The organism is Photorhabdus kleinii (assembly GCF_025384885.1).
Lineage (GTDB): Bacteria > Pseudomonadota > Gammaproteobacteria > Enterobacterales > Enterobacteriaceae > Photorhabdus > Photorhabdus kayaii.
Window position 1 is genome coordinate 58,893 of record NZ_JAJAFY010000012.1, and the last position, 22,790, is coordinate 81,682.

The 22,790-nt window shown below is 36.9% G+C and carries 15 protein-coding genes; 8 read left to right on the forward strand and 7 right to left on the reverse strand.

The window, feature by feature from the left end:
- Positions 1 to 135: 135 nt before the first annotated feature.
- The 4 genes from LG003_RS08765 to LG003_RS08780 form a co-directional block, all read right to left on the reverse strand.
- Positions 136 to 798 (reverse strand): HAD family hydrolase, encoded by a 663-nt coding sequence (locus LG003_RS08765; protein WP_112877071.1) that lies wholly within the window; start codon positions 796 to 798, stop codon positions 136 to 138.
- Between the two features lie 25 nt (positions 799 to 823).
- The gene (locus LG003_RS08770) at positions 824 to 2,005 is read right to left on the reverse strand and encodes a phosphoribosyltransferase (protein ID WP_112877070.1); all 1,182 of its coding nucleotides are present in this window, start codon (positions 2,003 to 2,005) and stop codon (positions 824 to 826) included.
- A 2-nt stretch (positions 2,006 to 2,007) separates the two neighbouring features.
- On the reverse strand, positions 2,008 to 2,784 hold the full coding sequence (locus LG003_RS08775) for a HisA/HisF-related TIM barrel protein (protein WP_112877069.1): 777 nt from the start codon (positions 2,782 to 2,784) through the stop codon (positions 2,008 to 2,010).
- A gap of 902 nt (positions 2,785 to 3,686) precedes the next feature.
- Entirely contained in the window at positions 3,687 to 5,027 is a 1,341-nt protein-coding gene (locus LG003_RS08780; RefSeq protein ID WP_112877068.1) for an MATE family efflux transporter, read from the reverse strand.
- Between the two features lie 1,521 nt (positions 5,028 to 6,548).
- Here LG003_RS08780 and tnaC point away from each other — a divergent pair.
- The 3 genes from tnaC to mtr all read left to right on the forward strand — a co-directional run bounded on the left by tnaC (position 6,549) and on the right by mtr (position 9,494).
- Positions 6,549 to 6,647, forward strand: a complete 99-nt coding sequence (gene tnaC, locus LG003_RS23415) for a tryptophanase leader peptide (protein WP_112877067.1) — start codon at positions 6,549 to 6,551, stop codon at positions 6,645 to 6,647.
- Positions 6,648 to 6,769: 122 nt separating this feature from the next.
- The gene (tnaA, locus tag LG003_RS08785; protein WP_112877066.1) at positions 6,770 to 8,170 is read left to right on the forward strand and encodes a tryptophanase; all 1,401 of its coding nucleotides are present in this window, start codon (positions 6,770 to 6,772) and stop codon (positions 8,168 to 8,170) included.
- Positions 8,171 to 8,249: 79 nt separating this feature from the next.
- Positions 8,250 to 9,494: a tryptophan permease gene (gene mtr, locus LG003_RS08790; RefSeq protein ID WP_112877065.1), complete on the forward strand. Its 1,245-nt coding sequence runs from the start codon at positions 8,250 to 8,252 to the stop codon at positions 9,492 to 9,494.
- A 348-nt stretch (positions 9,495 to 9,842) separates the two neighbouring features.
- Here mtr and LG003_RS23420 read toward each other — a convergent pair whose 3' ends face one another.
- The 3 genes from LG003_RS23420 to LG003_RS23425 are packed head-to-tail and all read right to left on the reverse strand — an operon-like array spanning position 9,843 to position 10,609.
- The gene (locus tag LG003_RS23420) at positions 9,843 to 10,100 is read right to left on the reverse strand and encodes a Tm-1-like ATP-binding domain-containing protein (protein ID WP_390894115.1); all 258 of its coding nucleotides are present in this window, start codon (positions 10,098 to 10,100) and stop codon (positions 9,843 to 9,845) included.
- Positions 10,081 to 10,353, reverse strand: a complete 273-nt coding sequence (locus LG003_RS23620) for a Tm-1-like ATP-binding domain-containing protein (protein ID WP_445260525.1) — start codon at positions 10,351 to 10,353, stop codon at positions 10,081 to 10,083. Before LG003_RS23620 ends, LG003_RS23420 begins: the two co-directional genes overlap by 20 nt.
- 4 nt (positions 10,354 to 10,357) lie before the next feature.
- A complete protein-coding gene (locus LG003_RS23425; protein ID WP_390894116.1) occupies positions 10,358 to 10,609 on the reverse strand; it encodes a Tm-1-like ATP-binding domain-containing protein in 252 nt (83 codons plus the stop codon).
- Between the two features lie 243 nt (positions 10,610 to 10,852).
- Here LG003_RS23425 and LG003_RS08800 point away from each other — a divergent pair, with 243 nt between their 5' ends.
- The 5 genes from LG003_RS08800 to LG003_RS08820 all read left to right on the forward strand — a co-directional run bounded on the left by LG003_RS08800 (position 10,853) and on the right by LG003_RS08820 (position 22,762).
- Positions 10,853 to 11,479: a TetR/AcrR family transcriptional regulator gene (locus LG003_RS08800; RefSeq protein ID WP_112877064.1), complete on the forward strand. Its 627-nt coding sequence runs from the start codon at positions 10,853 to 10,855 to the stop codon at positions 11,477 to 11,479.
- Positions 11,480 to 11,591: 112 nt separating this feature from the next.
- Positions 11,592 to 12,566 (forward strand): threo-3-hydroxy-L-aspartate ammonia-lyase, encoded by a 975-nt coding sequence (locus tag LG003_RS08805; RefSeq protein WP_112877063.1) that lies wholly within the window; start codon positions 11,592 to 11,594, stop codon positions 12,564 to 12,566.
- 390 nt (positions 12,567 to 12,956) lie between these two features.
- Complete coding sequence (locus LG003_RS08810; protein WP_112877062.1) at positions 12,957 to 15,278, forward strand: COG1470 family protein; 2,322 nt, start codon at positions 12,957 to 12,959, stop codon at positions 15,276 to 15,278.
- A 134-nt stretch (positions 15,279 to 15,412) separates the two neighbouring features.
- Positions 15,413 to 18,301: a Tc toxin subunit A gene (locus tag LG003_RS08815; RefSeq protein ID WP_262980551.1), complete on the forward strand. Its 2,889-nt coding sequence runs from the start codon at positions 15,413 to 15,415 to the stop codon at positions 18,299 to 18,301.
- A gap of 48 nt (positions 18,302 to 18,349) precedes the next feature.
- Complete coding sequence (locus tag LG003_RS08820) at positions 18,350 to 22,762, forward strand: Tc toxin subunit A-related protein (RefSeq protein WP_262980552.1); 4,413 nt, start codon at positions 18,350 to 18,352, stop codon at positions 22,760 to 22,762.
- Positions 22,763 to 22,790: the final 28 nt, after the last annotated feature.

Below are 22,790 nucleotides of genomic sequence, written 5' to 3' on the forward strand. Positions count from 1 at the left end.
TTTGATGATTTTTTAAATGAATAATCTGTTTTTAAATACTAAGCTGTTCTTTTAAAACTAATGTGCTAAATATCTATTCGTACACCGTTATAAATTATCCTTTATCTTATCGGATTATGTTGAACAGCTTCTTTATTACTGTTGACGGACCAAAGAATCCGCTATTAATAGGGCTTCTCTTAATGTATCAACAATGGGAACACCGGCAGTTTCAAGACTGACACGACTGTGGGTTCCGCCGGTATAAAGAATGGCATGAGCTCCTGTTGCTAATGCGGCGATTGCGTCATCGGTAGCGTCTCCAATAACCACACTTTGCTCAGGAGAAACATTGAGTTTTTTGAGATGGTTAGCTAACTGCTCTGATTTGCCGGTTATCAATAATGGCGTATTTCTACCATCTATTTGGGTAAAGAATTTGCCAATACCATGATTATCAAGCATAGGGACTAATTCATTATGCTCCATCAGTGAACATAATGACTGAGTTGCCCCTGTTTCATAGCGGGAAGCGAGGAGCTGACTCACACCTTCCGTTAAACTGGCTTTCTGAATACCTGGCCGATAGTGAAAATTAAATGTTTTTCCGATCACTGACCATTCAGAAGATGAAGGTTCACGGCCAATCACTTGTTTATAGAAAGTTTGTACTGGAACACAATAATATTCCCGATATTGTTCCAACGTCAGTGGTTCAATACCAATTTCCGCCAATGCGAAATTGGTTGCACTCAATGAAACATTGACATCATTAAGTAATGTGCCATTCCAATCCCAAATAATATGTGCTGTTGTCATAATCAGTTAATCCCCTTTTTCCAAACTAACTTTTTCGAGCTGAACATTCAGGACATTGATATGCCAGGGCCTTAAATGCATCAATTGGCTGTTCATAATTCAGCGGTGTTTGTGCTTTTAGATTTAATAAAAAACGCAATAATTTGGCTGCCCATGTTGAGTCTGTCAGGGTGTCATGAAGGACGGACAATAAACTATATGAATAGGCAACCCAATCCGCTGTGGTCGTATGAGCATATTTATCATCAGAGAAAGGCTGATCAATTAAGCGATTCAGGACCTTATGATGTCTGAAACACCAAGGCGTCAAGACATCTAAAGTTTCAGGGTTGAATACACGATCAGCATGCCCATAAACGCGAGTACGTAATAATTTTTCCCAATGTAGTTCGACGGCTCGGGCCTTTGGACGTTGTCCGGTTTGGGCCATGACCAGATCGATTGCCTGACGTAAGGTGTCGCCTGTTCCGCAATTATCATCAATAATTGTCACGGTTCGCCCTGATGGAATTTTGCGCCCCCAGAGATGATTGCTCTTGCAAGACGTATCATCGTAACGTGAAACTTTCACTAAATTGAGCTCACTATTCCATGCTGCGGCTGTGACTGCGGCTGCCGCTGATCCTCCTAACATGATGCCAACGACAGAGGAGTTGGAGCATCTGTCAATTTGGGCTGCGGCCAAAGTTAACAGATGATTATCTCCTTCAATAAATGGTCTGGGCACGGTGTGTTCCGTAGCCAACGGCAATTTCAGGTCATGGATTGGCGAGGGTGAAAAAGTAAATGGTGTGCCCATCAGCGTTGAACTGACGATTTTTGCACACTCTTTGATCCCATCGATGAATGGCACAATATCTTCGTTAACCGTCTGTGGAGAACTTAATAAGCTATCAACAATTCTGAGCAATTTTGCCAAACTATGATCGGCCAATATATATTTTGATGGGGCAGTACACAGCTTATCGCTACACTCAAGTTGAGAGATGTATTCTGTGTAATATTTCGCCGTCATCAGTAGCTCGTGACACGGTTTTTGTTCGTAATAGGCGATACCGCGGGAACCGACGAATGCTGGCTTCTCTGTGAGTAAGCCAGGCAACGCCATCACTTCTTTCGTTAAATAGCGTGTTTCAGGTACGCCACGCAATTCGCCCAGTAAACCAATAGAGCGAAGATCCAAAGCAGGAGATAAATATTCAGGCATATCTAGTGTCTCGATGATTGCGTTGCAGCAAGGGCATCTTCGAGAGGAACCTTACCAATATGTAGAGCTTGACCAAGAATGGCACCTTCAACACCGATAGTGGACAGATCTGCTAACGCGCGGAGATCATCCAGGCTTGATACTCCACCGCCGGCAATAACGGGTGATGACGTTTTCGTGCAGACTTCCTGTAATAGCGTGAAATTTGGCGAACTCATCATGCCCCCCCGTTCAACATCGGTTACGACGTAGCGCTGACAACCCTGTTTGTCGAGGCGCTCAAGGAGATCCCAGAGATTACCTTTGCTGACATTCCATCCATGTGTTGCCAGTTGATAACCTTCCGATGTGCTTTTTACATCCAGAGCAATGGCGATCTTATCGCCATATTCTGCAATGGCTCGGGCACACCAATCTGGATTTTCTAATGCTGCGGTCCCCAAATTAACTCGCTGGCATCCAGTTGCTAATACTTTGCGCAAGATGGTTTCATCTCTGATTCCGCCACAGACTTGTACGTTAATATCGACCGCAGCCAGGACATCGGCAATAAGATGGCTGTTTGAGCCACGCCCTGACGCAGCATCAAGATCAACAACATGAATCCATTTTGCACCGGCATTTTGCCAGGCTAGTGCTACTTCTGCCGGGGTACCTAAAGGTCTCCGTAATGTTGGGCTTTCACCTCGGGTTAATCGAATTGCGGAATTCGATGTCATTGCTATTCCGTCAACAATATCCACAGAGGGAAATATCTCAAATGTTTCCTTACTTGTCATTGAACGCACCTAAATGATCCTAATTAATTATTTAAAAATTAATAACGTTTTGTGATTAATGAAATTACAAGTTGTAACACAATAAATATGCCCAGGAATAGAGGGGTTAATTTAATGAGCTTAATAACCATTCATTAATTCATAATAGTGAAAAGAAAAAATTTCTCAATAAGGTTATTAGCTAAATATAACAATTTGGATAACTTTGTTCAGCCAATTAATCTTATGTTTACTTAAGAAGAGTTAATTTAGGGGGAGGTGAATAGAGAATGTCGGAAATGAATTACGCTAATGTTGATAGGGAAAATTTCGTGTTGTTTATCTAATATTTTAATTATTTAGAATAATATAAATCTGTTTTTTTATGTAATTGTTATAATATATTCTGATTTATATAAAATAAACGTAATTAATGATTGAGTTTATTAGATTGGTTAATTTTAGTTATAATGGAAATATAATTACCGAGAGTTTAAAATAGTAACGATGATTAATATGTAATTACATACTATTCATTCTGTGGAATTATTTTTTATATTGTATATATGCATGTTGCATAGGCGGTTTTTATAAAATGGTTTATTGTTGGTAAAAATAATTTATAATATAATTTTATCGGTGATTCTATATGGTTGTATATTTACAATGATATTGATCGCAACATTTAGCATGTAGAATTTCGCTTATTAACCTGAGGTTATTATTCAATAATAGTACCAGTCAGCTTCTGAGAAACCTCTGAGAATTGGTTTTCTTTAATGACTGACTATTTTGGACGTTGGCGATAGTGCTTATTTATGACTTTAAATTAACAAGAGGCACCTATTGGGTACCTCTTGTTGTGGGAGTTTAACGGGAAGAAACTACGTTAAGGCGACTGGTTGAACAATTATTTTAATCATTCAAATATCGAGTCGCTTAGTTTGCCATTTTTTAGATTTCCAACGCCAGATATTAGTGAGTCCACGCAACCATTCATCACAGAAGAAACCGATCCAGATACCTAAAATGCCCATTTCCATTTTGATCCCTAAAAAGTACCCCACTGGAATAGCAATACACCACATAAAGAATATGGCTGCATAAAGTGGGAAACGAGCATCACCGGAAGCACGCAATGCGTTCACCATAACAATATTTGCGGTACGGATTGGCTCCAGAAAAACGGATAGCAAGAATAGTGGTAACAACAGTTTGATAATGGCTTCATCTTGCGTCAGAAAATGCAGAATCGGCATTCTGAGCAGCCAGAAAGCAGTGACCACGCCAATAGTGACGATACAGCCGATTTTCAGACTATTAATGCCACGAATATAAGCATCTTCAAACCGCTTTGCACCGACCAGATGGCCAACCATAATTTCGTTACCAATGCTGGTGGCAATGCCAAATAACATCACAAACAGTGATAGCTGGAAATAGAGTGTTTGTGCTGCCAGTGGAATTTCACCCATCAGTCCAATGAATGCTATGGCCGCCATATATTGCAGTATCCACACGACGTTTTCACCCGCAGCGGGTAAACCGATATATAAGATTTTGCCCAACATACCCTGTGACCAGCGTAGGAAACCTGCCAGCGTAAATTTGATCCGCAGGCCATAACTGAGCAGACAGAATAATAGGATCACGGCAACAATCCGGCCAAAGACTGTAGACCAGGCGACACCTTCCAGACCATATTTAGGTAATCCGAAGAAACCATACAGGACGATCATATTACCTAGCACTGTCAGCAAGTTAGCAATCAAAGTAACATACATTGCCGGTTTTGATTTCCCATAAACCCGCAAACAAGCAGCCAGAATAATCGAAATAGCTTCGGGGATAAGACAGATACCCAGAATGTGCAGATAGTTAAAACCATCTTCCATCAGATGTTCCGGCATATTCATGATAGATAAGAGCTTATAGCCGAAGAAGATAGTAATCAGCGCACAGCTAAACCCAAGCAAAAAGTTGAATGCAATAGAAATATGGATCGCTTGGCTGGCTTTATCCCGTTTGCCTGCACCAATATATTGAGCAATAACGACACTGCAACCAACACTGATAAAGTTGAAGATAGTGATAAACAGATCAAATACCTGATTACCTACAGCCATAGCAGCCAGATAAGAAGTAGAAACATGGCTCACCATATAAGTATTAATTAATAAAGTGGCCAGATGGAGAAGAATATCAATAAAAATCGGCCAGCTTAGCGAAAAGAGCGAGCGCTCAGTAACATCAGTTTGATGCATTTGAAAAACCTGCTTATTGAAAAAGGTAAATTAAATTGTTTCTTGAGATGGCGGCGTACTCAGGAAATATTCAGGTATTGTACATGGTTTATTTATCCGTTAACAGAGACAAGATGAACATCAGGTTGGTTTTGCCATTACGATACTGCCGGTACATTTTTTGCCAGGGAGTGCAAACCAATAGGTAAGTAAATACATTTAGTCGTAAATACTTAAGATATTTAAATGAGTATTTGAATTGATAAAAAATTCAAATTCCAGTGTTAAAAATATTTTACATAATTTTTTAATGTATTATTGAGGCTTATAGGATATCAAATTGGTCAATTATAGATATCTATATAATAAGCATACTTAATGAATCATTATAGGGTTTTATTTAAATATTATTTATGGTTTGATATTGATGAATAATTTTGTTGGATTATGGGGGACAAATTTGATCATTCAATTTTTTATAATAACTTAAACGATTTATCAACGAAGTGATAGAAAAATTTTTGTGGTTAAATTTTGTTCTATAATTAATTTAAAGGAATCGAATATAGGGAAATGAAAATATACCATTCAACGAGGTGATATGATGATAAATAGGCTACAACACCAGTTAATTTTGGCCCTTTTAACATTGACTTTCTTTTCTGCTTTTTCTACATCTATCCATGCTTGTATATTGTACCCGCACTTTCCTATATGTGCGGCAAAATGTGTTATTTTTTCATCTCATACTGCAACATGTATTATCGGTTCTCAAGCGCCTAATCATTTAGCTTCTAATTATCCAATGTCTATTGGATCTGAAAAAAATAGCTAATCGAAAATGGAATTCTATTAATATTCAGTTAGTATAATTATTGTGTAATACTATTGTTTAACATTATTGCGTTATGCAGAATTCTGCCTCTTTTTTTCCTATTTTCCGCCCTTTAATAAAGGGCGGGATTTTATAAAGTGATTTATATCCATAGGGTATATGATTTAAAAATAGAGTAAATTGTGAGGTATATTTTAGCTATCAAGGTTTATATTTTTCATGTTAATTGACTAAGAGCCTATTGGGATAGGCTCTTAGTCTAATAAAGCTATTTTTTATTCCCGTAAAAATCTGGTAAATAATTCTATTAATTTTTATGTTATTTAACTTGTTCTTTTAAGCCCTTATGGGGTAGTTTTCTGTGTTAGTAATTTATTTAATTGATATGGTTAATTGTATTGTTATACCCGTCATCTTTCAAGTTGCCTCTTTGTTGGCTGCACTCGCTCACCCCGGTCACATAGTTATCTATGCTCCCGGGGATTCACTCCCTTGCCGTCGCGATGCATCTTGAAATCCATAAGGTATATATTTATTAAAATCAATTTATTATCTGTTTTTCTTATTGATTTATCTGATTCATTAAGTTGAATCTATATAGAAAATTATATTTCTGATGTTTTCTATTTTTGTGGAATTGGTCACGGATAATTTAAATATTATCTATATCTTAATGGCTGATTTTAATCAGGGAATAAATTCATTTTATGATTTATATATTTTTACGTTATTATTTTATTTGTTCTTGTAATATGCAAGCATGGTTTAATGTCGATCACCGTATTTCTCATTTTATCCCTGATTAGTTGTTTTGGTTATATTTAAAATTAAATATTTTAATCATTACATTTATTTTGGCGTATTTCTGTCTGTTTTTGGAAATTTGCTTGAATAATGAAATATAGCCAACTATTGGATAAATATATATATGAAACGTATTCCAGAACCTTTCCGTATTAAAATGGTAGAAAATATTCGCATGACTACTCGTGCCGAACGTGAAAAAGCATTGGAAGAAGCCGGATATAATCCATTCCTATTGCCCAGTGATGTGGTTTATATTGATTTGCTGACAGATTCTGGTACCGGAGCAATGAGCGATCGCCAGTGGGCGGGGATGATGATGGGGGATGAGGCTTATGCAGGTTCCCGTAACTATTATCGTCTATGTGATAAAGTTAATGAACTGATTGGTTATCAATATACTATTCCAACCCATCAAGGGCGTGGAGCAGAGCAGATTTTATTTCCGACATTAATTGCCCGTAAAAAAGCACAAGGTGGTGCAACGCATCCGGTCTTTATTTCTAATTTCCATTTTGATACGACTGCGGCTCATGTGGAATTAAATGGCGCGAAAGCGATTAATGTTGTTACACCAAAAGCCTTTGATACCACCACCTATTATGATTGGAAAGGTGATTTTGATATTGATGAATTGAAAAAAACGATAGCAGAACATGGCGTTGATAATGTTGTCGCGATTATTACAACCGTTACCTGTAATAGCTCTGGTGGTCAGCCAATCTCTATGGCTAATATGAAAGCCGTATATGAGATTGCAAAGCAACATGATATTCCTGTGGTAATTGATTCAGCCCGTTTCTGTGAAAATGCCTGGTTTATTAAGCAAAGAGAAAAGGGCTATGAAAATAAATCCGTTAAACAGATCGTCAAGGAGATGTATCAATATGGCGATATGTTAACAATGTCAGCTAAAAAAGACCCCTTGGTCAATATTGGTGGTCTTTGTTGTGTTCGTGATGATGAAGATCTCTTTAATGAAGTGCGTACCCGCTGTGTGCCAATGGAAGGATTTGTGACTTATGGCGGTCTCGCCGGACGCGATATGGAGGCATTAGTAATTGGTCTTGAAGAGGGGATGAATGAGGATTATCTGGCATATCGTATTAATCAGGTGGCTTATTTAGGTAATAGATTAAGAGATGCAGGTATTCCTATTCAATATCCAACCGGTGGTCATGCTGTATTTGTTGATGCTAAATTATTATTACCGCATATTCCGGGGGAACAATTCCCTGCTCATGCACTGAATAATGAATTATATCTGGAGGCGGGAATAAGAAGTGTGGAAATTGGTTCTTTGTTATTGGGGCGTGATCCAACAACCGGAAAACAGAAACCATCACCAATGGAACTTTTGCGATTAACGATTCCTCGTCGCGTCTATACTAATGATCATATGGATTATGTTGTAGAAGCTTTTATTTCCTTGAAGGAGCGAATTCCTCAGATTAAAGGATTAACGTTTACTTATGAGCCATCCGTATTACGGCATTTCGTTGCAAGATTAAAACCAATTAAATAATAAAAATCGGGATGCTTCTTGTTTAAGGGCATCCTCCATTATACTTCCTATCATATAAAGCCACGCTAGGGTAACATATATGGCTACTTTGCCGATAAAAAAATCGTCTCCATCTCTATTTGGCGGCGCCATGATCATTGGTGGAACGATTATTGGTGCGGGCATGTTTTCTTTACCGGTTGTCATGTCAGGAGCATGGTTTTACTGGTCAATTGCCACTTTGATTTTTACCTGGTTTTGCATGTTGCACTCAGGATTAATGATATTGGAAGCCAATCTTAATTATCGAATTGGCTCAAGTTTCAGTACTATAACAAAAGATCTATTAGGCAATGGTTGGAATATCATTAATGGTATTACCCTTGCTTTTGTTTTATATATACTGACTTACGCTTATATTTCCGCGAGCGGATCGATTATTCAACATGCTATGCGAGAAGTATCGATAGATTTTTCACCTGGGCTTGCTGGTTTTTTATTTGCCCTTGTTGTTGCATTTATTGTCTGGTTAAGTACTAAAACTGTCAGTCGGATAACATCGATTATTCTTGGTGCTAAGGTATTAACTTTCTTTATGACGTTTGGCGGTTTGGTTTATAACGTTAAACCGGCGGTATTATTTAATACAATTGAAGTAAATCCGACTTACTGGCCTTATGTATTAATGACTTTACCTTTCTGTCTGGCCTCCTTTGGATATCATGGCAATGTTCCTAGCCTGATGAAGTATTATGGAAAAGAGCCAGAAAAAATAAAGAGATGCCTGTTTATTGGGACATCAATGGCCTTGGTGCTTTATTTGATCTGGTTGATTGGAACAATGGGAAATATTTCCCGGCTTGATTTTGCCGAAATCATAGCAAAGGGGGGCAATATTGATGTTTTAGTTCAATCATTAAGTGGAGGATTGAACAGTTCTGCTCTGGGCTTATTATTGACTCTCTTTTCTAACTTTGCGGTTGCCAGCTCATTCCTTGGTGTCACGCTTGGGTTGTTTGATTACCTAGCTGATCTGCTTAAGTTTGACGATACCAAGCTAGGGCGCTTTAAAACGGTATTAGTGACATTTCTTCCGCCAATGGTTGGTGGAATGATTTATCCGAATGGTTTTATTTATGCGATTGGTTTTGCTGGCCTTGCTGCAACCGTTTGGGCTGCTATCGTTCCCGCATTACTTGCCAGAGCATCCCGTAAACGATTTGGTAGCCCTATGTATCGAGTGTGGGGAGGCAATGTGATGATCGGCTTAATTTTGCTGTTTGGCGTACTAAATGCTGCTGCTCATATCTTATCAAATTTTAACCTATTGCCTGTTTATTCATAAAAAAACTCCTGCGGTGGGGGGCCGCAGGAGCCTGGTGTTGACGGAAATAAGCTCCGAAAGGGAGAAAACAAAGCCGGTATGTTTATGTTTTAATTTAGTTTGTTAACTCCTAACATCTTACAGCAGGGTTATTAACAGGAAGTTCTTATGGCTTCCCTTTAGAACACGAATAATAAACTGCTTTAATTTATTTTAGTACAACGTCCTGACAGACACGTCGTAAGTTCATCACTGATAGAACAATAGCATTAGAATGCCCTCTTTTGGCAACTTTTTGCCTAGTCATTAATTAGTTGTATATAATCTTTCAGTGTCAGTGTTGTTTTTGCAACGGTATTACCGCTGGTGCTAAACCATCATTTGCCGGTATTCGTTAATCACTTGTTGGCAAAAATCAGGTGAATTCACATGATGAGGGCTTTTAATTAGTTGTCTATTTTCCGTTTCTATCAATGTAGCTGCAAAATCTTGGATAAGTGATTGATTATTATCATGATTATAGAACGGCTCATCTTTAATATCCAGAGCGGAAAAACCACCTTCTGGAATAATAAATTTTACTTTTCCTTCGCACTGATTAAGTTTTTCAGCAATCCAGGTTTCCATTTGTCGGTTCCCTTCCAGTATGGTGCGCATTAATGTTACTTGCGAATTGTGACGGTAAAATTACCGGTGTAATCAGTGCGGTCCCGCAGGAGCCTCCCAGACCTAGAATTGCTAAAACATCAGTTTGTTTTGATAAAAAAAGATTGAAGGCGACTGATATTGCGGAAACGGCTTTCCCCTGATCACCACAAAAACAGCTTCTTTGCCTTGCGGGTGATGCTCTGCTACTGTTTGGACTGTGTAATATCCGCACCTCTTTACGGTGAGTCAGATTGAGTAGACAAATCCACAGTTCGAACGGCAAGGCCCGCTTTTTTGATCAGATCCCTGACGTAGAAAATTTCTGCGCGCTTGGTATCAAAAATAGTAGCGATATAAACATAGCCTTGGCTTTTTTTCATTATATACCCGTTATCTTTCAAGTTGCCTCTTTGTTGGCTGCACTCGTTCATCCCGGTCACATAGTTACCTATGCTCCCGGGGATCGCTCCCTTGCCGTCGCGATGCATCTTGAAATCCATAGGGTATAATTGTGAATACTTCCCTAGTGCTGACGACTCATTCATGGACAGATTATAGTCAAGATGAGACTTAAGTATCACTGTAGTATTACCAAATTGAGATTGTCATCCCATTTAATACATAAATAAAATGAATTAATTTGGTCGTTTTGTAGATGGTTGAGTAGAGTGATGATAGCGAAAATATTTTAACCATAAGTGTTAATGTTGCGATTTTTATGGTGAAGAGTTATGGCAATGATAGATTCGAAGACGAAAACTCATTTTACTGGTACTCGGAAAAAAACTTATACATTGCTAATCAATGCGGCATTGGAGCTTTTTGAACAGAGAGCGATACCTTCGGTTTCTGAATTGGCAATGCATGCTGGTGTTTCCAGGGCAACAGCATACCGCTATTTTCCGACACAAAGTGATTTAATTGATGCGATTGTTGGTGCCAGCCTTGGGCCGATCCTCACTTGGCAGCCTGCTAGTGAAAAGACCGAGGAGCGGATTGCTGAGTTGTTGGATTTTGCTTATCCTCGAATGTTTCAATACGAAGGCGCGTTGCGTGCTGCCCTGTTAGTTTCCTTGCAACAATGGGCTCAGGGATGTTTATCTGAGGGTAAGCAGGAAAAGAAACTGGTACGTGGGCATCGTAAAGATATCCTTGCCATGGTTGTTGAACCATTAAAAGGGCATTTTCCGCCGGATACTTTGGAAAATGTCATTCGATCTTTTTCCCTAATTTATGGCTCCGAGGTCTTTCTGGTGATGAAAGATATCTGGCAGATGGATAATGCGGAAATTATTGAGATCACTAAATGGATGGCAAAAGCGATAATTAATCAAGCGTACAGAGATTCTGAATTATAGGTATTGTTTATAGGTATTGTAGTAAGTCAATTTAGTCACAACCTTTACTATTGACGAATTTTTCTGGTGTGGATATTTTGTCTGATATTTTATATAACTTGCGGTTATTCCTATGAAAAATATTCCTGTTTATGATGATGTCATTGCTGCTGCCCGGCGAATAGAAGTTTGTGCTTACCGTACTCCGGTCCTGACTTCCCGTACTGCTGATGAAATGACAGAAGCCAAGTTATTTTTCAAATGTGAAAATTATCAGCGAATGGGAGCCTTTAAATTTCGTGGTGCTTTTAATGCGTTATCACAATTTAATGATGAACAGCGCCGCAATGGGGTTGTGACTTATTCATCGGGTAATCATGCTCAGGCGATTTCATTGGCGGCTCGTATACTGAATATTTCGGCGACAATCATTATGCCGTTCGATGCGCCAGTGGCTAAGGTAGCGGCGACCAGAGGTTATGGTGGTAAAATTGTTTTTTATGATCGTTATACGGACGATCGTGAACAAATTAGCCGTGAATTATCAGAAAAGCAGGGATTGACCTTAATTCCTCCTTATGATCATCCGCATATTATTGCCGGACAGGGAACTGCGGCAAAAGAGTTGTTTGAAGAGGTCGGTGAACTGAATGCGTTGTTTGTCTGTCTTGGTGGAGGAGGGCTGCTTTCAGGAAGTGCGCTTGCAGCTCGCCATTTCTCTCCTGGATGTAAAATTTATGGTGTAGAGCCGGAAACCGGTAATGACGCTCAGCAATCATTTCGTCAGGGCAAAATTATTCACATCGATACGCCTAAAACTATTGCTGATGGCGCACAAACTCAACATCTTGGGCAATATACTTTCGATATTATTCGGAAAAATGTTGATGATATTTTCACTGTTTCTGATGAAGAATTGGTGGATGCAATGCGTTTTTATACGGAAAGAATGAAAATGGTTGTCGAACCGACTGGCTGCTTGAGTTTTGCAGCTGCCCGCAAAATGTGTGAACTATTGCGAGGCCAGAGGGTAGGGATTATTGTCAGTGGCGGTAATGTGGATATCGAACGTTACTGCTCGTTGCTGGCAAAACAACCTCAGACGTAATAAGTCACGCAGAAGGGGTTCTTGATATTCTCAGAAATTATAATCTATGTTTTACAGTGTAATTATTGCCTTTTGTATTTGAATATTAATTATATGGCTAATATTATATATTACCCGTTACATGTTTTTTGTTAATATTTCCCTGTATTATATTTTCATTAATATATGTTATGCTTATCATATATATCCTAATTGATTATTAATCTATCAGGATAAATTGAATAATATATATTTTTCATTCAACTTATGTCTAAGTTGGCAATAGAGCACAAATATAAATTATTCTAGTGATTACTTTCATATTATTGAATTAATATGATGGCGGCAGCTATTGTCTAATACGCTTCCTCTAATAACAAATTTTTTATGACGTCTAAAATAGGTGACTATATGATCACAGAAAATAGCATTATTAATGATTTTAACGGTAAAACGAAGACTCTTGGATGGGATATTGTTGCTGCCTATGATAGAACTAAAATAAATATGCTTTTTGAACAGCAATATGTGAGAAAAGTGAGTGAAGGTACACATTTTTCACCTATTTTTTGGGAAAGCGGAAATAAAAAGATAAAATTTGACAACTTGATATTGGGAGTGCCGTTAATTTCCTTTGAAAATTCATCAATTGAACGTTCTCAGGCAACGGTAAAATTAAATTTTATTTCTGGCACGATAATAGAACTTTATGATGATGGTAGAGTAAAGAATTATCAAAGAATTACGCCGAATAATGATTACCATATGACAATAACCGTAGACTTGATTGCGGCGACAGGTTCTGTTGGTAATGATGGAAAAGTTGTCGTGGAGTTTAAAACAGGAGCTTTGGGGGTAGTCAATGTTATTGACGATGCGCCAGCCGAAGTCAGGGAGTTTTTCCGTAATTGGCTCAAAGATAATGACGTAACTTATGAGTTAGGTATTTTAAAGCTGGATAATACGGCTGGACTGGTTCCAAAAATGTTTAAGATTAGAACTCAACCTGCACCCGGTGCTAATTTATATGGTTCTGATAATTATGGTCATGGGGCGGTGTTGTTATTTATTGCAACAAACTATAATCCTAACGGTGGGGTATTACCGACTAGCTCAAATAATTTCCCTTATTTGATACCGGATAATCGATCTGCGGTATTAATTATCAGTAATAAGATACTTTTTGAGAATATTCTTAAGCCTCAATATGAACATTTATTACCTAGCTCAACGGGTGTAAATTTAGAATTGGTCAAGATTGATAGCCAGAAAGATGACTCAGCCAAATATTTGAATATAACAAACGGATATTCTGAAAGTGACGAGCCTGTACAATATAAAAGAGGACATTATACAGTATGGACAGGATTGGTTGAATATAATGGTACCACTAGTATTTGGCCAGAAAAGGTAAAAATCCCTTATTCTGGAATGTATATTAAACCTGGAAAAGAAAAAATTATTTTTTCTGGAGTAGGTAATAATAGCCAGCCCTATCACTTTACTCAAAATGTCGGTGTTTTGGAAAATAGTCTAATAAGTGGTCATTATTCTAAACAAAAAATTGATTTCTATGTTGACGGTTCAATTGATATTACTCCTAAAGTTATCTCTAATGATGAAATTGAGTTGGAATCAAATTATGGAATGAGAACCGAATATGACAAACAAGGCTCATCTGGTTGGGGAGGGCTTATAGGCCCTGATTTTGAATCAGAGTTTATTGATAAAACAGCAGAAATTGTTAAAGGTGTTGTTGAAAATAAATTAACCAAAGTTGCAGAGGTTGAATTAGATAGCATTAGTCTATTTGCCGTTAATCACCTTTTATTCCCTGAAAGCAATTATCTTGAATTTGATAAAGTATATGTGCCTGGGGATATGGTGCTATTTGGTGATATTTCTCCAACATCAACCGCTTTTAAAATCAATGATCTTCAATTAACTATGCCAGTGAAAACTAAGCATAAATTTACAACTAATACCAATGCAACGGTAAATTGGTCTATTACTCCAGCAGAATTGGGGAGTATTAATGCAAATACAGGAGATTACATGGCACCGACTAAGATAAAAGGGAATAGTCAAATTGTGACAATTACTGCGACAGACTCAAGCACAAATGCTAAAGCTTCAGCGGTTGTCACTCTGTTGCCTTCCTCAGTATCGATTAGCCCTTCTTTTGTTGTTATTAATGAAAATGATGTTAATAAGAATGTCAATTTTACTGTTTATGGCAATAAGAAAGTGAATTGGAGTGTGGAAACGGGTACTGGTTATGGTGGTGTTGATGCGAATGGCAAATATACGCCTCCAGCCTCTTTTCCGGCCGGATATAATATGGTTACGGTGACGGCTGTTGCTGATAATGGTGATTTAGATAAAGTTAATATTCTGCTTATTAGTAAAAGTACTATAGCAGAATTCAAGATTGATCCGAGTTATAGTAAAGAGTTATTAACACCCGATGAAGTAACGAAATTCTCTTCTATGGGTAATGATTTGACTTCTCCAAGTGAATGGAGCCTTATGCCTGCAAGAGGAAATATTAAGGTAGGTGAGCCAGAAGTTATAAAAGATGAGTTTGGTAATGACATAGAAAAGTATACTGCAACTTATACTGCACCAAGTGATATTACTTGTTCAGAAATTGTTTTACTCAGAGTGACACATAAAAATAAACCCAATCGTGCGGGATATGCTTTGATTACACTTGAGCCGAAAATCAGTTAATAGTTAACGACTTTTAATAACCACCAGATGATGCAATAAATTTCTTATTATTTATTGCATCTCTGTTCTCTAATCTATTATTTTTTAGAAAAAAACATCCATCCTGTATATTTCCGATGAATAAAGGCGATCCTATGAATAATGATATCAGCCCGTTGCTAAAGAAATTAGGTAATAAATATAATTTTACCGATAAGATAATTGAATCAGATTATAAATCTATTTTTGATATTATAAGAATACCCCGTAATCTATTTTTAGATAAGTATAATTCAAATCATCAGGCAGAAGATATTTATGATACAGCAAACAGCTATGCTATACAAATAGCGCGTAAATTTCGCCAGCAGCATTACACTCATAATACATATGCCAGGAGTTATTCTTCTCTTTCATTAAAAGAAGGTCCCCAATATCAATCCTTATTTCAAGATAATTGGCAGCAATACTGTCCAAATGGCGCACCGGAAGCAAATAATTCACCGGTTGCTTATTTAGCAGAGATTTATAAATTAGCGATGGATATTGAATACAATGCGGGTGCTGAGGCCATTAAAATAGATGAGCGCCGCTCTGATTTAGCGCATTTAATGCTGGATGAAGTGAGTATTAATCAAGAGATTTCAACACTGTCATTGGTTAATGCTATGCTAAATCAACGTTTGGAAGTTATGCTAAGACAACAAGGAAAGACCAATTTATCCAGTTATGATCTTTTGGCTAATGTACGTTATCCATTTCAACTTCCTTATGATTATGCACAAAACCAAATTAATCTAACATTTGATAATAAAAAACTTTTTTGTTTGGAAATGGTGCAACAGACAGATAAGAGTTATCCTTATTTTCTTAAATCCAATCTGAATACTGCTAATGGAGAATTTGTGGCACCTTTAACAAATCAGTTAGGAATTTCTCAGCAAAAAATAATTAATGAGCCATTGAATCCCTCTAATAGCCAATTCTATCAGGATAATTACGGTGTTAATAATGCAGAGCTACTTGAGTTGTTATCAACTTTTATTACACAAACAGCTCTCTCTGTCGCGGAGGTTGAGCAATTATTATGTATAAAAGGAATATCGACAAATAAAGAGGCTGCATTAGAGCAAAATAATGTGAGACTATCTCAAAATGTGCTTAATTTAGGTATACCTGCGGCTCCTTATCGTTATGGTGCCGTTTTTATTAATGGGCCGAATGCAAAAGAGAGTGATTTCCTACATTTGTATCGTGAGTTTGCCTCAAGTGGTAATTTACCACAAGCGGTAAATAAATTATCAGGTGTGAATCATGAACGCTTTGATAGGTTAAATCGCATGATACGATTGTGGAAATGGATTAAATTGCCGGTAGATAAAATTGATTTATTGGTAACTGCAACGATGCGGGCAGAAGGGGATGCAAATAAACAATTACAGATGAATGATAATACCTTACGTATGTTAGGTGTTTTTCATCATTGGAATAAAAAATATCATATTTCACCTGATGATTTTGCTGCGTTGATATATCAAATTACGCCCTTTTCGATAGGTACAGCGATTCCTTTTTTTGATCAGATATTCAATTTATCTTCGCTATTTGATGCACCATTGGTGATAGATGATTGTGAGTTTTATTCAGAGAAAAAACAGGATGATACTATCATTAGTAAGTTGTGTGCTGGATTGAAAATTAAAGCGAAAGATTTTTCTTTATTAGCACCATTAGTTGCTGAATCGATGGATAAAAAGAGTTTAACATGTTCACTTTCTGTTGTTTCTGCGTTTTATCGTATTGTGCAACTGTCGAGAATTTTGGGGTTAACACCACAGGAAGGTGTAGTTCTTTTAACGTTGATAGGTGGAAATAAAGTATTAAAACAGGTCGCGGGTATGCCTTATTTATCGCAATTAGGAAATAATAGGCAAACAGATATTCTGGATATTATGATTGCAATGGATCAAACTACAGAATGGTTGAGAATAAATAAATTATCTGTTGGTACTCTTCAACTATTCTTATTACCAGCTAATGAAGTTGTTATGACAGGAAATGCGGCGCAAGTGGCTTTTATTAATCAAGTTGGATTGCATCGTAATTCAGAGAGTTTAACCCTGGAAAGTTTATCATCAAATATCGTACCAGCATTAGATAATAATGGTGATTTGATTGATTGGTTAACTCCACGTCAAATTGTTTTAAATGCAGTATCTCATCAAAAATATGGTTTAGTTAAGCCTGATGTTAATATTACTGATGAAATTAATAAAGCGATAAAAAGTATATTACTTGATGAGAAAGTCAAAGTATCTATTACTGAACAATGGTCTGCAATTATTACTCAAGCTCAATCTGCACAAAATGCAATATCGGCCAGTATGTTAGTAAATGCATTTCAGTTATCACAACCGTTTCCTTTATTTATTTTAAATTGGATTGGCTCAAGTAGCTACGATTTTTTATTGAAATCATTTGAACTGTTTGATAAGAAAAATTTACAACCAGAGATGATCGGTCAGGATTATTTGATACTGATGTATGATTTATCGCGATATATTTCAGTGATTAAGACTTTTCAACTGAGTACTGTGATGTTAAGTCATTTTTCTGAACATCCTGAATGGTTTGGCTGCCAGAGCACGCAACTTTCTTTATCGGTTATTTATTATTTCAGTCGCTATCGGGATTGGATGCAATTAGTTGCTTGTTTAAATAACGTGGAAGATAAAATATTTCGTTATTTACAGCTAGTTAATATGGATGGTCAAAATAACGATAAAGCTAATATAGTGAAGATATTAACTGAACTATTGTCATGGCAGAGTGATGAAGTGCTATTAGCTAATTCGTATATTATTGGCAAAGAAGATAATATAGCAAAAACGTTGGCCGAAATAGATATCATGATGAGACTTAAAGTTTGGTCTGAGGAAATGGCACTTTCCATGCGTTCATTGTTAGCGACAATAAATATTAATGCTCATTCCTCTTATGAGGATTATAAACAGGTTGGTACAGCGATAGTCGCAACTCTGTAAATATAATTGTCATGATGGAATAACAAATTTTTAATAGAGGTTCAGGATATGAAAAATATTGTTTCTAAAAAATTAGCTGAGAATGTTCGTGATGGATTGGTGAGTTATTACTTGGGGCATATTTCAAAAACAGCTAATGTACCTGATTTAAAAACGCCGGATGATTTGTATCAATATTTACTTATTGATAATCAGGTATCTAGTCAGGTTAATACCAGTGTCGTTGCTCAAGCGATTTCCAGTGTTCAGCAATATATTAATGGTATTATGCTTAATATGGAACCCGGGTATGATTATCAATATGAAGATAAAGTAGAAAAATGGAATAATGTTTTAAGCCAATATAATATTTGGGCGGGTTTTCAACAATTATGGAATTATCCAGAGAATTATATTAGCCCTATATTACGTCAAGGTAAAACAAGTGATTTTAAGGAGTTAGAGGATAATTTAAATAAAGGGAAATTGAGTGACGAGGTTGTTCAGGAAGCCATATTGAATTACTTGAATAAATTTGAAGAGATAAGTAACTTAGAGTTAATGAGTGGCTATATCAATACGACTAAAGAATTAGCCCCCGCTCAGGCTGAATATTATTTTATTGGTAAAATGAATATTACGCCAGGTCAATATTACTGGCGATCGCTGAATATGGCTAATCGAAATATGCAAGATATCATTAATCCTACCGCTTGGAAAGAGTGGGAGAAAATTGGCATTCCTGCTACTGGGGAAGTGATTAAGATCCGGCCAATTGTTATTGATGGTCGTCTTCATATCATTTGGTTAGCGCATGAAGCTAATAATAAAGAAGAAAATTATTATAGTATTAATTTGATATATCGAAAATTTAATGGTGAATGGAGTCTTCCAAATAAATTACGCACTTTTACTGGTGATAAGATTAAAGTTAATAGTGGTTTTGAACTAATTGCATTAATGGATTTGCGAGCTGAGCCTGTATTAGTTATTTCTGCTATTTATAAAACAGAAAAATTAAATAATAATATATCAGAAGAAGATTATCATCCATACTCTTGTAATTTACTATTTAATGAAGTTCCTGTGCCTAAGGTTGGTAAGCAGCCATTAGATATTTATATTTATCAACAGATTAAATCTAATCCTACGGAAGATCTTGCACAATCAAATATGTTGTCAGCCTATTTTGGGGATGCATATAAATTAGTTGATAAGCCTGTTTATTTGGAGTCAAAAAGTTACCCTGGGCTTGCGACAGGGAAAATGACACTATTTGCTGAAATGGGTAGTAGAAAACTACGTCTCCGTGGTAATAATAGTTTGTCGATTGGGAAAGAGATTATTAAATCTGTAGCATGTGATATTGATCTTAAACGTAAAGCTAGTGGAGCAGGAAAGGTTAATATTTCACTCGCTGATGGCGCTAAAGAAAATAATGGAAAAATAGCAGTTTCTGTCTCGGTGACTATTAATGATAATGGTTATGCCGCAGGTGACTATTTTTATATTATGTTTAATTCCAGTCAAAGTGGTTATCCTGAGCTGAATGTTAATTTTTCTGAATGGGGAGAAAAGCAGGGTAACGCCTATCATTTTACCAAAGAAATGGAAGTACCACTGTTTGGACTAAAAGAAGCTAAAGCATTTAGTTCAGAACTCAATAAATATGGTGGTAAGCTTGTTGCTTCTGGCGATGGAACGCCAAAAGTAGATATTGATCAGTCAGATTATCGGGAGGCTGATTTCTGTTTATGGAATATTAACGGGGGAAGCGATAGTCTGTTATATTCAGAACGCCAATTACTCAATGGAAAGAGTATTATTCCTACTGTAGAACTTGATCTCGATAAAATAAATGGTAAGGATTCGAGTGTATTTTTAAAATTAGGTTATAAGAAAGAGGGTGAAGATGCGGACTTAGGTTATAACTATTATGAAGTTAAACTAAATAAAACGCCTTATCCTAATTTACTGTTGGCCTATGATAAAAAAACGCAAGCGCAGTATCTGGATATTACTGAATTACAATTTAAATATCGATCTATTAGATTAAATACCCTATTTGGCAAGGAGCTTATTGCGCGGGCTAACCATTCTATTGCTGATGTACTGAGTTGGGAGGCTCAACATATTAATGAACCGCCTATCTTGGGGAGTGATGAAAATAATGATTCAGCGCTTAATGGAGCAAATAGTATTTATTTCTGGGAGCTTTTCTTCCATGTGCCTTATTTAGTTGCGTATCAACTCAATGCTTCACAACAATATCAGGATGCTCAAAACTGGTTGCATTATATTTTCAATCCAGGAGTAAAAAATAAGGCTAATGGTAGCCCAAACTATTGGAATTGCAGCCTGTTAGAGGTTTCCCAAGATAGCTCAGTACAACTAAAAGGATTACAAGATCCAGATGCGATAGCTTATGCAGATCCGGTACATTATAAGAAAGCCATATTTCAAATGTATGTGCAGAACTTAATTGATTTTGGTGATAGTTTTTATCGCTTTCTGACCAATGACGGATTGAATAATGCTAAATTACGCTATCTTCAAGCACAACAATTACTGGGTCCCAGACCCGATTTTGATTTAGTCAGTCATTGGCTACCTGTTGAATTGGCAGATATTACCTCTTCAAAGAATAATAAATTACGCGAATTTGAGAGTAATATTGATCCAGACATATTAATTGATCTTCCAGCCACTAAAGTCGGTGCTCATACGGCGGTGGATAATGCTATTTTCCGACTGCCTTTGAACAATGATTTATTGTGGTATTGGGATATTTTATCCAGCAGATTTTATAATTTGCGTCACAACTTGACTTTAGATGGTAAACCTTTGTCGTTACCATTATATGCAACACCGGTTGATCCAAAAAATCTGCTTGCTTTACTAGCAAATGGTGGATCATTATTGGCAGCAGGTAGTACGGGTATTTTGAATATACCGCCTTATCGTTTCCGGGCATTATTACCCAGTGTTTATCATGCAGTAGATACATTAAGTCATTTTGGTGATTTACTCTTGAGTGCCCAAGAACGTAAAGATTGCGCGGAACAGGAAGAGTTGAATCAATTACATTTGAAAGATTTAGCTATTTTTGCTATTTCATTACAGAAAGATGCTGTCGCAGTTGCTGAAAAAGGGAAAGAGGCATTATTAAAAAGTCAGCAGACATTACAACAACGGATTGATCATTATCAGGCGCTTTATGATGAAAACATTTCTACAGATGAAACCAATGCTCTGAATTTACAAGGTACGGCAAAAATTATCTCTTCTGTTGAGGAAGGAATGTTAACTGCCGCCGGTGCCGCCTCGTTGATACCTAGCATTGCGGGAACGTCATTTGGCGGACAACGATGGCATATGCCGCTTGTTTGTTCTGCGGGTATTACACGTACTGCATCATTAATCATGCAAATGGCGAGTGATACATTGAGTGTTAAAGCGGGTTATAACCGGCGACGTGAGGAGTGGGAGATTCAATATAAACAGGCGGAAAGTGAGCTGGAAATGTTAAAAAAACAGCTTGAACAACAAGAGGCGCAAATCTCCGCCGCGAATACAACATTACAACAATCTCAGGCTCAATTGCAAAAAGAGCAGGATATGTATCAGTTTCTTACAGTGACCAGAGTAACGAAATCTTCTCTTTATCAATGGCTGAATGATCAGATGATGTCATTATATCGTCAGGCTTACGATGCAGTGCTTTCGCTATGTTTAAATGCACAAGCATGCTGGCAATATGAAATGGGGGATTTTGCCACACAATTCATTGTGCAAAATGGTTGGGATGATAACCATAATGGTTTATTGGTAGGTGAAAAGATTAAATTGAATCTACTGAAAATGGAGTCAGCTTATTTGAATCGTAATGAACGTCGTTTAGAGTTAACTAAAACAATCTCGTTAAAAAATCTATTATCTGGTACTAAAAAATGGGCAGAGATTCAATCTGAACTTAAAACCGGTGAAGGAATGACATTTATACTGAATGAAAAGTTATTTGATCAAGATTATGCCGGGCATTATTTACGCCAAATCACTTCTGTATCAGTCACGCTACCAACATTAATTGGTCCTTATCAGGATATTAAAGCGACCTTAACTCAAACGAAAAGTTATACGTTGAAAACGCCGGATATTAATGGTGTGAAATATTTACTGTCAAATAAGGAGGGCGATAATAAGCAAATTGTCACCAATTTGAGAGCGAGTCAACAAATCGCACTTTCATCAGGGATTAATGATAGCGGTACATTTAATCTTAATTTCGGTGATGATCGCTATTTACCTTTTGAAGGAACCGGGGCGGTTTCTGACTGGAAACTCACCTTCCCATCAGCGGCAACAGATAGTATACAGCGAGATATTCTGGATAATTTGACCGATATTATTTTGCATGTACGTTATACTGCGAAAGATGGCGGTGAGGCATTTGCTGGTCAGGTAAGAGAGCTACTTAAATAATATGTTTATTTGTCGCTGTTTTTGTATT